Annotated in this window: 12 protein-coding genes; 4 read left to right on the top strand and 8 right to left on the bottom strand. The window is 66.3% G+C overall.

Annotated features, from left to right (window positions below; translation table 11 throughout):
• Positions 1-93: 93 nt before the first annotated feature.
• Together WKW77_RS11985 and WKW77_RS11980 are read left to right on the top strand one after the other, a co-directional pair.
• The gene (locus tag WKW77_RS11985; protein WP_340357057.1) at positions 94-1,725 is read left to right on the top strand and encodes a peptide chain release factor 3; all 1,632 of its coding nucleotides are present in this window, start codon (positions 94-96) and stop codon (positions 1,723-1,725) included.
• A gap of 32 nt (positions 1,726-1,757) precedes the next feature.
• Positions 1,758-2,564, top strand: a complete 807-nt coding sequence (locus WKW77_RS11980) for an HAD-IIB family hydrolase (protein WP_340357163.1) — start codon at positions 1,758-1,760, stop codon at positions 2,562-2,564.
• Here the strand turns inward: WKW77_RS11980 and WKW77_RS11975 are convergent.
• A complete protein-coding gene (locus WKW77_RS11975) occupies positions 2,551-3,378 on the bottom strand; it encodes a DUF4399 domain-containing protein (RefSeq protein WP_340357056.1) in 828 nt (275 codons plus the stop codon). The genes WKW77_RS11980 and WKW77_RS11975 overlap by 14 nt on opposite strands.
• A 118-nt stretch (positions 3,379-3,496) precedes the next feature.
• Here WKW77_RS11975 and WKW77_RS11970 point away from each other — a divergent pair, with 118 nt between their 5' ends.
• A complete protein-coding gene (locus tag WKW77_RS11970) occupies positions 3,497-4,339 on the top strand; it encodes a GNAT family N-acetyltransferase (RefSeq protein WP_340357055.1) in 843 nt (280 codons plus the stop codon).
• Between the two features lie 139 nt (positions 4,340-4,478).
• On the opposite strand, the gene WKW77_RS11965 is transcribed toward WKW77_RS11970, so the two are convergent.
• The 5 genes from WKW77_RS11965 to WKW77_RS11945 all read right to left on the bottom strand — a co-directional run bounded on the left by WKW77_RS11965 (position 4,479) and on the right by WKW77_RS11945 (position 8,955).
• Positions 4,479-5,216 carry an amino acid ABC transporter ATP-binding protein gene (locus WKW77_RS11965; protein WP_340357162.1) on the bottom strand — a complete coding sequence of 246 codons (738 nt, stop codon included), beginning with the start codon at positions 5,214-5,216 and terminating at the stop codon, positions 4,479-4,481.
• A 30-nt stretch (positions 5,217-5,246) separates the two neighbouring features.
• On the bottom strand, positions 5,247-5,912 hold the full coding sequence (locus WKW77_RS11960) for an amino acid ABC transporter permease (RefSeq protein ID WP_340357054.1): 666 nt from the start codon (positions 5,910-5,912) through the stop codon (positions 5,247-5,249).
• 1 nt (position 5,913) lies between these two features.
• Positions 5,914-6,639 (bottom strand): amino acid ABC transporter permease, encoded by a 726-nt coding sequence (locus WKW77_RS11955; protein WP_340357053.1) that lies wholly within the window; start codon positions 6,637-6,639, stop codon positions 5,914-5,916.
• 89 nt (positions 6,640-6,728) lie between these two features.
• Entirely contained in the window at positions 6,729-7,631 is a 903-nt protein-coding gene (locus tag WKW77_RS11950) for a transporter substrate-binding domain-containing protein (protein WP_340357052.1), read from the bottom strand.
• A 349-nt stretch (positions 7,632-7,980) separates the two neighbouring features.
• Positions 7,981-8,955, bottom strand: coding sequence for a LysR substrate-binding domain-containing protein (locus WKW77_RS11945; RefSeq protein WP_340357051.1), 975 nt, complete (start codon positions 8,953-8,955; stop codon positions 7,981-7,983).
• A gap of 38 nt (positions 8,956-8,993) precedes the next feature.
• Between WKW77_RS11945 and WKW77_RS11940 the strand changes: the two genes are divergently transcribed.
• On the top strand, positions 8,994-10,448 hold the full coding sequence (locus tag WKW77_RS11940; RefSeq protein ID WP_340357050.1) for an amidase: 1,455 nt from the start codon (positions 8,994-8,996) through the stop codon (positions 10,446-10,448).
• On the opposite strand, the gene WKW77_RS11935 is transcribed toward WKW77_RS11940, so the two are convergent.
• Positions 10,445-11,383 carry a 2-hydroxyacid dehydrogenase gene (locus WKW77_RS11935; protein ID WP_340357049.1) on the bottom strand — a complete coding sequence of 313 codons (939 nt, stop codon included), beginning with the start codon at positions 11,381-11,383 and terminating at the stop codon, positions 10,445-10,447. The two genes, WKW77_RS11940 and WKW77_RS11935, sit on opposite strands and share 4 nt — an antisense overlap.
• A gap of 19 nt (positions 11,384-11,402) precedes the next feature.
• The gene (locus tag WKW77_RS11930) at positions 11,403-13,235 is read right to left on the bottom strand and encodes an ABCB family ABC transporter ATP-binding protein/permease (protein ID WP_340357048.1); all 1,833 of its coding nucleotides are present in this window, start codon (positions 13,233-13,235) and stop codon (positions 11,403-11,405) included.
• Between the last annotated feature and the right edge of the window lie 21 nt (positions 13,236-13,256).

Here is a 13,256-nt window from a genome sequence, read left to right as displayed (position 1 = left end):
CGCGCGGCAGGATGCCCCGTTTCCGGTCCGATCGTTAAAATTGCCGGTTTTGCCTGCAGGCCGCGCCCGTGAGCGCGCACCGCGTTCACCTCCATGACATTTGCCTCCGAAACCCGTCGTCGCCGTACGTTCGCGATCATTTCCCACCCTGACGCGGGCAAGACCACGCTGACGGAAAAGCTGCTGCTGTTCTCCGGCGCGATCCAGATCGCGGGCTCGGTCAAGGCACGCAAGGCGTCGCGCCACGCGACCTCGGACTGGATGGAAATCGAGAAGCAGCGCGGCATCTCGGTGGCGTCCTCGGTGATGCAGATGGCGTATCGCGACCACGTCATCAACCTGCTCGACACGCCCGGCCACAAGGACTTCTCCGAAGACACCTACCGGGTGCTGACCGCGGTCGATTCGGCGCTGATGGTGATCGACGCGGCCAACGGCGTCGAAGCGCAGACGCGCCGGCTGATCGAGGTCTGCCGTCAGCGCGACACGCCGATCCTCACCTTCGTCAACAAGATGGACCGCGAAGTGCGCGAGCCGCTGGAGCTGCTCGACGAGATCGAGCGCGAACTCGGCATGCCGTGCGTGCCGATGACCTGGCCCGTGGGCCAGGGCAAATCGTTCGGCGGGATCATCAACCTGCGCACGCAGGCGATGACGGTGTTCGAGTCGGGCAGCGAACGCCTGCCGCAGGACTTCGAGACCATCCCCCTGACCGATCGCGAACAGCTGCAGAAGCGCTTCGGCCATGAATTCGACACCGCGACGGAGAGCATGGAGCTGGCCACCGGTGCGTCGCCGGAGTGGGACCGCGAGGCCTTCCTCGCCGGCAAGCAGACGCCTGTGTTCTTCGGCTCCGGCGTCAACAACTTCGGCGTCATGGAAGTGCTCGATGCGCTGGTCGACCTGGCACCGCCGCCGCAGCCGCGCGTGAGCACCACGCTGGTCAACCGCCAACCGGTGACCAAGGAAATCCAGCCGGACGACAAGGACTTCGCCGGGGTGGTCTTCAAGGTGCAGGCCAACATGGACGCCAACCACCGCGACCGCATCGCGTTCGTGCGCATGGCCTCCGGCCGCTACACGCCGGGCATGAAGCTCAAGGTGCAGCGCACCAGCAAGGAGCTGCGCCCGACCAGCGTCGTGACCTTCATGAGCCAGCGGCGCGAGGCGGTCGAGGAAGCCTACGCGGGCGACATCGTCGGCTTCACCACGCACGGCGGCGTGCAGCTCGGCGACACGATCACCGACGGCGCCTCGCTGCAGTTCACCGGCCTGCCCTTCTTCGCGCCCGAGCTCTTCATGACGGTCATCCTCAAGAACCCGCTGCGGACCAAGCAGCTCCAGCAGGGGCTTGCCCAGCTCGGCGAGGAAGGCGCGATCCAGGTCTTCCGGCCCGAGATCGGCGGGCCGATGCTGCTCGGTGCGGTCGGCCAGCTCCAGTTCGAAGTCGTCCAGCACCGCCTGAAGACCGAGTACGACGCGGACATCCGCCTCGAAGGCTGCCAGTACACCGGCGCCCGCTGGATCACCGCCGACACGCCCGCGGAGCTGCGCACCTTCGTCGATGCCTATCCGCAGCGCATGTCGCGCGATGCCGCCGACACATTGGCTTTCCTCTGCACCTCGCCGTACGACGTGCGGCTGGCGCAGGAGCGCTTCCCGAAGATCCACTTCCATCCGCTGCGCGAGCACGCCGGCCTGGCATTGCAGTCCGCCGGCGGATGAGCACGCCCCCCGCCGATGCCCGGGAGCGGCTGATGCAGCCGCTCGCGAACTGGCCGCTCCAGGCCAGGCAGGGGCTGGTCGGCGTCTTCACCGACATCGACGACACCCTGACCACCGAAGGCGCGATCACGCCCGATGCGCTGGACGCCATGGCCGCACTGAAGGCCGCCGGGCTGCACGTGGTGGCGGTGACCGGCCGCCCGGTCGGCTGGAGCGAGCCCTTTGCAGCAGCCTGGCCGATCGATGCGATCGTGGCCGAGAACGGCGCGGTGGCGCTCGTGCCGACCCACGGCGGCCGCCTCGAAAAGCGCTATCAACAGGACGCGCCTACACGCGAGCGCAACTTCGCGCGCATGCAGGCGGTGCTCGAACGCATCGAGAAGAGCATCCCCGGCGCGCGCCGCGCCACCGATTCGGCGGGCCGCGAATGCGACATCGCGGTCGACCACAGCGAGTTCACCCAGCTCGGCGACAAGACGATCGCGGACGTCGTCGCCTTGATGCGCAGCGAAGGCATGCACGCCACCGTCAGCAGCATCCATGTCAATGGCTGGTACGGCGATCACAACAAGCTCGCCGGCGCGCGATGGATCGTGCGCGAACTCTGGGATCGCACGCTCGAAGGCGAAATGGACCGCTGGGTCTACGTCGGCGACTCGACCAACGACGCGCTGATGTTCGAGCACTTCGCGCACAGCATCGGCGTGGCCAACGTCCGCCGCTTCGAAGCCGCGCTGCCGCACCTGCCGCGGTACGTCGCCACGCACGAACGCGGCGCGGGCTTCGCGGAAGCGGCCCGTGCCGTGCTCGCCGCGAAAGGTCTCCTCACCGCACGGTGAAGGCCACCGTCCTGGCGCGCGCCACCACGTTGCCGGTTGCGGCGTTGCTCATGAGTTCGAGCCTGGCGCTGTAGTCGCCCTTCGGCGGGTTGAGCCACAACTCCGTCTGTCCGCCGTCGAGGTCGATGATTTCGGCCTTCTGGCCGGCCCGCTCCAGCACGAGGCGGAAGTGGCCGGTGTCCTGCACCCTGGGCCCGGCGTGCGAGATGTTGTAGCCCGTCGCATGCATCTGCACGCGCAGCGGCGTCTGCACCGTCGCGCGATCGGCCGGACTCAGCACCTCGACGCGGGGCGCTCCCTGCAGGCTGGCCGCCGTCACGCCCGCGTTCTGCTTGCTCACCGTGAACTTGAGCGGCTTGCTGTAGACGAAGTACGGAATGTGGCCCTGGTCCGCCAGCACCAGCCGCATCGTGTAGGTGCCGGGCGGCAGGTTCACCACCGCTTCCATCTGGCCCTTGCCGAAGTGGACGTAGTGCTCGGTGAACGGCAGCGGCTTCGTGAAATCGAGCGGCAGCGGCTGATCGATCAAGAGGTGGTGATGCCCCGCGGTGCCCGCCGTCTTGCCGGCCGGAACGATGCCGCGCATCGACAGACCGAATCGCGCGACGAAGGGCGACTCCAGCGTGGCGCCGTCCTTGAGGTTCGTGAAGTAGGCCTCGGGCGACCAGTTCGGCGGCGGCACCACCCACGGATGCGTGACGGCTTCGACCGCCTCCGCCGGTGGATTGGTCTGCGCGAACGCGGTGGCGGACCCCAGCGCAGCCAAGGCCAGAGACACCCCCATGCCGGCTGTACGGCGAATTCCTTTGAACATCCCAACTCCTCCAGAAGTCGGCAAATTGTGTCATTGAGTTACTCATTAAGTTGCAACTCAAAACCTCGATCTGGAAATTCGGTCACACCATAGGCCCTTCACTCGGAACAATGCACCCATGGACGTTGCAATCCGGACACTGCGAGGCGACGAGATCCAACTCGCGATCGACGCTGCGGCGCGCGAAGGCTGGAATCCCGGCCTGCACGACGCGCGCTGCTTCCACGCCGCGGATCCGGAGAGCTTTCTCGTGGCCGAACACGAAGGCCTGCCCGTGGGCTTCATCAGCGCCGTGTCGTATGGGGGAAAGTTCGGCTTCATCGGCCTGTACATCGTTGCGCCGACCTGGCGCGGCCGCGGTATCGGGATGCGGCTCTGGAAGGCCGGCATGGCGCGGCTCAAAGGGCACGTCGTCGGTCTGGACGGCGTGCCGGCGCAGCAGGACAACTACCGGCGCAGCGGATTCGAACTCGCGTGGAACAACGCACGTTTCGCCGGCATCGCACGGGGGAGCCTTGGCAAGGCCATGCAGATCGCGCCTCTCTCCACGATCGATTTCGATGTGCTTTGCGCCGACGACCGCCGCGTGTTCCCCGCGTCCCGCGAGGCCTTTCTCCGCGGCTGGATCGCGATGCCCGAATCGACCGGCCTCGCGTGGACGGACCAGGGCCGGCTCGCGGGCTGGGGCGTGATCCGGCGATGCCGCGAGGGGCGCAAGATCGGCCCGCTCATCGCAGAAAGCCCCGAGGTTGCGAACGCACTCTTCGATGCACTGTGCGCCAGCGTGCCGGCCGGTGACACGGTCTACCTCGACGTTCCGCTGCCCAACGCCGATGCGGTGACGCTGGCCGAAGCGCACGGCATGCAAAGCGTGTTCGAGACCGCCCGCATGTATGCGGGCCCGGCGCCGGCCTGCGAACTGGAGAGGGTCTACGGCATCACCACCTTCGAACTCGGCTAGCGCCCAAGACAAGAGCCCCGCATCGCGGGGCTCCTTTCAATGCCAGAGGTGCCGCAGATCCGGCTTGGCCGGTCTGCAGGCACCGCCCCGGCCGGGGGTTGGCGAAGCGACACGAAGTGCGCGCAGCCTGGGGGCGATCTCAGTGCTGCAGGATCTTGTTGAGGAAGTCCTTCGTGCGCGGCTGACGGTTCTCCGGGTGGCCGAAGAACTCGTCCTTCGAGCAGTCCTCGAGGATGCGCCCGCCGACGTCGATGAAGATCACGCGGCTCGCGACCTTGCGCGCGAAGCCCATTTCGTGGGTGACGACCATCATCGTCATGCCTTCCTTGGCCAGCGACACCATCACGTCGAGCACTTCGCCCACCATCTCGGGGTCGAGCGCGGATGTCGGCTCGTCGAACAGCATCACGATCGGGTCCATCGACAGCGCACGCGCAATTGCCACGCGCTGCTGCTGGCCGCCGGAGAGCTGGCCGGGGAACTTGTCCTTGTGCGCCATCAGGCCCACGCGGTCGAGCATCTTCAGGCCCCGGGTCTTGGCCTCGTCCAGGCTGCGGCCGAGCACCTTGACCTGCGCGATCGTGAGGTTCTCGGTCACCGACAGGTGCGGGAACAGCTCGAAGTGCTGGAACACCATGCCGACCTTCGAGCGCAGCTTCGGCAGGTCGGTCTTGGGGTCGCTGACCCGCACGCCGTTGACCGTGATCTCGCCCTTCTGGATGGGCTCCAGCGCATTCACGGTCTTGATCAGCGTGGACTTGCCCGAACCGGACGGTCCGCACACCACCACCACATCGCCCTTGGCGATGCTCACCGAGCAGTCATTGAGCACCTGCACGGGCCCGTACCACTTGGAAACGTTCTTGATTTCGATCATGTTCTCGGCCATGACTTTCCCTTTCGGTGTTCAGCGAATGATGGCGATCTTCTTGTGAAGACGCTTGACGAAGTACGACAGCGCGTAGCAGATGATGAAGTACAGCACCGCCGCCATCAGGTAGGCCTCGATGGGACGGCCGAAGTTCTTGCCGGCCGTCTCGAAGCCCTTGAGCAGGTCGTAGGCGCCGATGGCATACACCAGCGACGTGTCCTGGAACAGGATGATGGTCTGCGTCAGCAGAACCGGCAGCATGTTGCGGAAGGCCTGCGGCAGCACGACGAGCGTCATGTTCTGCTTGTAGGTCATGCCCATCGCCTGCCCCGCGAAGACCTGGCCGCGCGGGATCGACTGGATGCCCGCGCGCATGATCTCGCTGAAATAGGCCGCCTCGAAGGCGATGAAGGTGATGACGGCCGACACTTCGGCGCCGATCGGGCGACCGATGATGAAGGGCACCAGCAGGAAGAACCACAGGATCACCATCACCAGCGGAATGCTGCGCATGCCGTTGACGTAGATGGCCGCGGGCGCGTCCAGCCACTTCTTGCCCGACAGGCGCATCAGTGCGAGCAGCGTGCCGAAGAAGATGCCGCCCAGGGTGGCCACCACGGTCAGGAACAGGCTGAAGTACAGGCCCTTCAGCAGGAAACCCGAGATGACGCTCCAGTTGAGAAGGGTGAGATCGAGGTTCATGTCAGTGTCCTCCCCCGCCGGCGGAGGCAATGAAGCCCGGTACCCGCGTTCTCTTCTCGACGGCGGCCATGATGCGGTTGATCGCGAAAGCCGAGATCACGTAGAGCACCGTGACCGCCAGGTACATCTCCATCGGCCGCGCGGTTTCCTCGCCGGCCTGCATCGCGAACTGCGTCATCTCGGCGATCGACACCGCGAAGGCCACGGACGAGTTCTTGAAGATGTTCATCGACTCGCTGGTCAGCGGCGGAATGATGATCCGGTAGGCCATCGGCAGGATGACGTAGCGGTAGTACTGCGCCGTGGTGAAGCCCACCGCCATGCCCGCATAGCGCTGGCCGCGCGGCAGCGCCTGGATGCCCGAGCGCAGTTGCTCGGCGATCCGCGCCGAAGTGAAGAAGCCCAGCGCCAGCACCACGAGGATGAAGGGCGGCACGTCGCGCATCACCGGGAACAATGCCGGCACCACGTGATACCAGAGGAAGATCTGGACCAGGAGCGGGATGTTGCGGAACAACTCGACCCAGGCATTGCCGAGGCGGACCCACATCGGGCTGTTCGGCAAGGTCCGGATCACCCCGACGACCGAGCCGAGAACCAGCGCGACCACCAGGGCACTCAGGGCCACCGAAATCGTCCATCCCCAGGCCGAGAGCAGCCATTGCCAATAGGTCGGGATCTTTCCTCCCGGATCCTGCAGGAAGACCTGCCAATCCCAATTCCCCATCGGGACCTCCTCAATCGTTGTTGGTTAGTTGAATTCCGAAAACAAACGCCCGCCGCAAAGGGCGGGCGTTTGCTGTCAGGCCATGCCGATCACTTCTTGTTGAAGTCTTCCATCGGCCGGTTGTTGGGGCTGGCCCATGCTGCCTTGGTCGCTTCCGACAGCGGCAGGCCGACCTTGGTGTTGGTCGGGGGGATCGGCTGCATGAACCACTTGTCGTAGAGCTTGGCCAGCGAGCCGTCGGAGATCTGGCGCTTGATGCTGTCGTCCACTGCCTTCAGGAAAGCCGGGTCGTCCTTGCGCACCATGCAGGCGATGGGCTCGATCGACAGCGGCTCGCCGACGATCTTGAAGCCGGACGGATTCTTCGACTTGGCAATGTTGCCGGCGAGGATCTGGCCATCCATCACGAAGGCGTCGGCACGGCCGGATTCGAGCAGCAGGAAGCTGTCGGCGTGGTCCTTGCCCATGACTTCCTTGAAGTCGATGCCTTGCGCGCGCTCGTTCTTGCGCAAGGTCTGCACGGAGGTCGTGCCGGTGGTCGTGGCCACCGTCTTGTTGTTCAGGTCCTTGATCGAGCTGATGCCCGAATCGGCCTTGACCGCGATACGCACTTCTTCGACGTAGGTGGTCACGGCGAAGGACACGTCCTTCTGGCGCGCGGTGTTGTTGGTGGTGGAGCCGCACTCGAGGTCCACGGTGCCGTTCTGCACCAGCGGGATCCGGTTCTGCGACGTCACCAGCTGACGCTTGATCTCGAGCTTGGGCAGAGCGAGCTGCTTCTGGATGTCGGCAAGAATGCGCTCGGACATTTCGGTATGGAAGCCGACGTACTTGCCGTCGCCAATGGTGAAGGCCAACGCGCCGGACGAATCGCGTACGCCCATGGTGACGCTGCCGCTCGCTTTGATCTTGGCGAGGGTGTCATTGGCCTGTGCGAACGCTGCGCTCGTGGCCAGCGCCAAGACGGCCAATGCCAATACCTGCTTCTTCATAGGGACTCCTGAGTGACTGAAAGGTAGGTCGGGATTCTAGACATTCACATTCTGTGGCAAACCGGGACGAACCCGGTGCATTCACGCACCGAAGTGGGCGCATTCCGCGTGCAGAAGCGTCCCACATGAGCGATGCGAAACATCCGGCCCATGCTCATCAAGCAGCCTTTGTGCCCGGTGCGTCGACCTGCTTGCAAGATCGCCTCCCCGCACACGGGCCAGTGCGACAGCGGACTGGCGCGAACTTTAAGCAAGACGAGTCGTGCACGCCAATGCCGTATGCAATGCACGGCATGCCGCGTCTACATAGATTTGTGCAACGCACAAACGAGCGCGGAACGAAAAGCGCTCAGCGGGCCGGCTGCGTCTGGACGAGGTAGGCCCACAGCGCTTCGACCGTGCCCTTGGTCTGCGCGGGCGCGGACTCGCCCTTGCCCGCGCGGCTCGCACCCTTGGCCGACGCGGCCGGGCGCTCGCGGTACGCGCGGATCTCCATGGTCGCTTCGAGGCGGTCGATCTCCGGCGGCAGCGCGCTCACCAGCGTGCGGGCGCGGGCTTCCTTGCGCACCGCGCTTTGCGGCAGGAAGGCGATGCCATGTCCTTCCAGTGCCATGACCTTGAGCCCCTCGGCCATGTCGGTTTCGTACACGCGGTCCAGGTGGATCGCGGTGCCCGACTCCCTGAGCAACTGGTCGACCACGCGCCCGAGGTACGCCCCGGGCGCATAGCCCAGGTACGGCAGCGGCTGGCCGGCGCGCCCCGGAAGCCGGAAGCGCGGGGCGCCATCGGCATCGGGCTTGACCCACGGCGCCACGACTTCCTCGCCGAGGCTCACCATCTCGTAGCGGTTGGCGTCCAGCGGCAGCGGCTGGGAGGGATGGTGATACGCGATGAGCAGGTCGCAGCTGCCTTCGACCAGCCGCAGCACCGCGTCGTGCACGTTCAAAGCAATGAGCCGGCTCTTCATCGGCCCGAACTGCTCGCGCAGGCTCGTCACCCACGACGGGAAGAAGGTGAAGGCCAGCGTGTGCGGAACGGCGAACTCGATCACGTCCTGTGCCGCGGCCGAATGGCCCCGCAGCATGGCGCGCGTGCTCTGCAGCGCCTGAAGCATCTCGATGGCCTGGCCGTAGAGCGTCTGGCCCGCCGGCGTCAGGCGCGTCGGGTAGGAGCTGCGGTCGACCAGATCGGTGCCGGCCCAGCCTTCGAGCGCCTGGATGCGCCTCGAAAAGGCCGGCTGCGTCACGTGACGCAACTGGGCCGAGCGGCTGAAACTGCGCGTCTCGGCAAGGCTGACGAAGTCTTCAAGCCACTTGGTTTCCATGAACGCCGATTATGCGAGCGCTGCGACATACTCCGGCCATGCGCGCTGCCGACTTGCTTGCCCTCGACGCCACCACCCTGTCACGCCGCATCGCCATGCGTGAGGTGTCGTGCCGCGAGCTGATGACCGCCACGCTGGCACGGATCGAGGCCCTCAATCCGCGGTTCAACGCGATTGTTTCCCTGCGCGATGCGGCGCAGTCGCTGGCCGAAGCCGACGAGCGCGATGCGCAGCTCGCACGCGGCGAGCGCCTGGGGTGGATGCACGGATTCCCGCTCGCGGTGAAGGACCTGAGCCACGCGGCCGGGCTGCCGACCTCGATGGGCTCGCCGCTCGCCCCGCGCACGCCGGCACGCGCGGACAGCCTGCACGTCGCCCGCGCACGAGGCGCCGGCGCCATCGTGATCGGCAAGACGAACACGCCTGAATTCGGTCTCGGCTCGCACACCTACAACACCGTGTTCGGCACCACGCTGAACGCATTCGACCCGACGAAGAGCGCCGGCGGCAGCAGCGGCGGCGCCGCGGTGGCGCTGGCGCTCGGCATGCTGCCGGTGGCCGACGGCAGCGACATGATGGGATCGCTGCGCAATCCGGCCGCCTTCAACAATGTGATCGGCTTTCGTCCCTCCCGGGGCCGCGTGCCGGGTTCGCCGGACGAGGAGCTGTTCTTGCAGCAACTGGGCTGCGAAGGCCCCATGGCCCGCACGGTGGAGGACGCCGCGCGGCTGCTGGCGGTGCAGGCGGGCTTCGACCGTCGGGTGCCACTCTCGCTGGCGGACGGCCTGCCCTCGCCCGATTCGCTGCGGCTCGAAGGGGACGTGAAGGGCCTGCGCATCGGCTGGCTCGGCAGCATCTGGCCGGACCTGCCCCTGGCACCTGGCGTGCGCGAACTGTGCGAGCCCGCGTTGGCGATCTTCAGCGATCTCGGCTGCATCGTCGATGCGTGCGAACTCGATGTGCCGCGCGAACAGAACTGGTCCGCCTGGCTGCACCTGCGGCAGATGCTGGTGGGCGGCAAGCTGGGCGCGGTGTATGCCGATCCGGCGCTGCGCAAGCGGCTCAAGCCCGAGGCGCAATGGGAGGTCGCGCAGAGCCTGAAGCTCGACGCGGCTGCCATCTATCGGGCGTCGGTGCACCGCTCGAATGTCTTTCGCGCCTTCGTGCGGGCGTTCGAGAGCTTCGACTTCGTGGTCGCACCGACGGCGCAGGTCTTTCCCTTCGATGCGCAGTTGCCGTGGCCCGACAAGGTCGGCGAGGTGGCGAGCGACACGTACCACCGCTGGATGGAGATCGTCACGCCGTTCACGCTCGCCGGCGTGCCCACGCTGAACCTGCGCGCGGGCTTCGGCGACGGCGGCCTGCCGATGGGTCTCCAACTGGCGGGGCCGATTCACAGCGATCTCGCGGTGCTGCGGCTCGGCGACGCCTACGACAAGGCCTGCGGCTGGCGCGACCTTCGCCCGCCAGCGCTCGACGGACTGCCGGCCTAGACCGGCGAGACCACGCCGCGGCCAGCGAAGTGCCCTTCGGCGTTTTCCATGAAGCGGTTCACCGACGCCTGCGTGGCCTCGGGCGACCAGCCGGCCATGTGCGGCGTGAGCAGCACGTTGTCGAGGCCGATCAGCGGCTCGGGGCGCTTGGGCTCGCTCTCGTACACATCGAGCCCCGCTCCGGCGATGCGGCCTGACCGCAGCGCCTGCGCCAGTGCCTCGGTATCGACGACGCTGCCGCGCGAGATGTTCACCAGATAGCCCTCCGGGCCGATCGCATCGAGCACCTTGGCATTGACGAGATGCTGCGTGCCCGATCCGCCCGGCGTCGCCACGACCAGCACGTCGGCCCACTCGGCCAGCGCATCCAGATTGTCGAAATAGCGATGCGGCGAGCCTTCGCGCGGTTTGCGGTTGTGATAGCCGACCGGCATGTCGAAACCCGCAGCGCGCTTGGCGATCTTCTGCCCGATGGTGCCGAGCCCGAGGATGCCGAGCTTCTTGCCCGAAACATTCGGCGGCTGCAGAATCTCTTCGCGCCAGACCCCGTCGCGGCACAGGCGATCGAGCGTGCGGAGGCGCCGCACGATGCCGATCAGCAGGCCGAAGGCATGGTCCGCCACGCAGTCGTCGTTGGTGCCGGCGCCGTTCGCGACCACGATGCCGCGCGAACGCGCCGCATCCACCGCGATGCGTTCATAGCCCGCGCCCATCGCGCACACCAGTTCGAGCCGCGGCATCGCCGCCATCTCTTCGGGTGTGAGGCCGATGACGCCGATGGTCAGCACCGCGCGGTAGGTCGCGCCGTGCGCGGCGATCGCCGCCGCGCGCTCGGCTGGCGTGGGTGCGTAGGTCATCTCGTAGACCGCCGCGATCCGCGCCTGGTGCGCGCTTGAAAGACTGTTCAGGACCAAAAGGGGAATCTTCCCTGACATTCAGCAACTCCTCAAGGAATCAAAGCACGGGCTCGGCCTCGAGCTTCTGCAATCTCCACATCTGCGCGTACTTGCCCTGGCGGGCGAGCAGGCCGGCGTGCGTGCCGCGCTCGACGATCACGCCGCTCTCCAACACGAGAATCTCGTGCGCATCGACGACCGTCGACAGCCGGTGCGCGATCACCAGCGTGGTCTTGTTGCGCGCCGCGCTCTTGAGTTCGGACTGGATCGCGCGCTCGTTGGCCGAGTCCAGCGCCGAAGTCGCCTCGTCGAAGATCACGATGGGCGGGTTCTTGAGCAGCGTTCGCGCGATCGCCACGCGCTGCTTCTCGCCGCCCGAGAGCTTGAGTCCGCGCTCGCCGACCATCGTGTCGTAGCCCTTGGGCGTGTGCGCGATGAACTCGTGGATCCTCGCGGCGCGCGCGGCCTCTTCGACTTCCGCGCGGCTGGCGCCCGGGCGGCCGTAGGCGATGTTGAACTCGATGGTGTCGTTGAAGAGCACCGTGTCCTGCGGCACGATGCCAATCGCCTGCCGCACGCTCGCCTGAGTCACCTTGCGGATGTCCTCGCCACCGATGGTGATGCGGCCCTGCTGGACGTCATAGAAGCGATAGAGCAGCCGCGCCAGCGTGGATTTTCCGGAGCCCGAGGGCCCGACGACCGCGACGGTCTTGCCCGCAGGAATCTCGAAGCTCACGTTCTTCAGGATCGGCCGCGCGGCCTCATAGTGGAAGCTCACGTCCTCGAAGCGCACCGTCGAATCCATGCCCGCCAGCGGACGCGCGCCGGGGGCATCGCGCACCTCGCGGTCCTTTTCGAGCAGCACGAACATCTTGTCGAGGTCGGTCAGGCTCTGCTTGATCTCGCGGTAGATCACTCCGAGGAAGTTCAGCGGGATGTAGAGCTGGATCATGAAGGCATTGACCATCACGAGATCGCCCAGCGTCATGCGCCCGTCGACCACGCCCTGCGTCGCCCGATAGAGCATGGCGACGAGGCTGATCGCGATGACTACCTGTTGGCCCGCATTGAGCAGGCTCAGCGTGGTCTGGCTCTTCACCGCCGCGCGGCGGTAGCGCTCGAGGCTCGCGTCGTAGCGGCTGGCTTCGAAGTCCTCGTTGTTGAAGTACTTGACCGTCTCGTAATTGAGCAGCGAATCGACGGCGCGGCTCTGCGCCATCGTGTCGAGCTCGTTCATCGTCTTGCGGAACTGCGTGCGCCACTCGGTCACCGTCACGGTGAAGGTGATGTAGAACACCAGCGCCGCCAGCGTGATCCAGACGAAGGCCGCATCGAACTTCACCCCGAGCACGGTGAGCACCAGCGTCAGTTCGATGATCGTCGGCACGATGCTGTAGAGCGACATCGAGATCAGCGAATGCACGCCGCGCGTGCCTCGCTCGATGTCGCGGGTCATGCCGCCGGTCTGTCGCTCCAGGTGAAAGCGCAGGCTCAGCGAATGCAGGTGGCGAAACACCTCCAGCGAGATGCGGCGCGCCGCACCTTCGGTCGCCTTGGCGAAGACCAGTTCGCGCAGCTCATTGAAGACCGATGTCGAAAGCCGCAGCAGCCCGTAGGCCAGCAGCAGCCCGATCGGCACCACCAGCAGCGCCGCCGCGCTGCCCGGCTTGATCGACATCGCATCGACCAGGTTCTTGAGCAGCACCGGCACGCCGACGTTCGCGACCTTGGCGCCGACCATGAAGGCCAGCGCCGCGAGCACACGCCACTTGTACTGCCAGAGATAGGGAAACAGCCTGCGAAGCGTCGCCCAGTCGGAGCGGTCGCTCCGCGCGGGCTCGCCGGCCGATACGTGATGAGGGGATGAAATGGCTTCGCCACTGCGGCGCATGGGAGACAATCGTGGATGTTT

Origin of the sequence: Variovorax ureilyticus (genome assembly GCF_037889935.1) — a bacterium.
Lineage (GTDB): Bacteria > Pseudomonadota > Gammaproteobacteria > Burkholderiales > Burkholderiaceae_C > Variovorax > Variovorax ureilyticus.
This window is presented reverse-complemented; position numbering and strand designations above follow the sequence as displayed.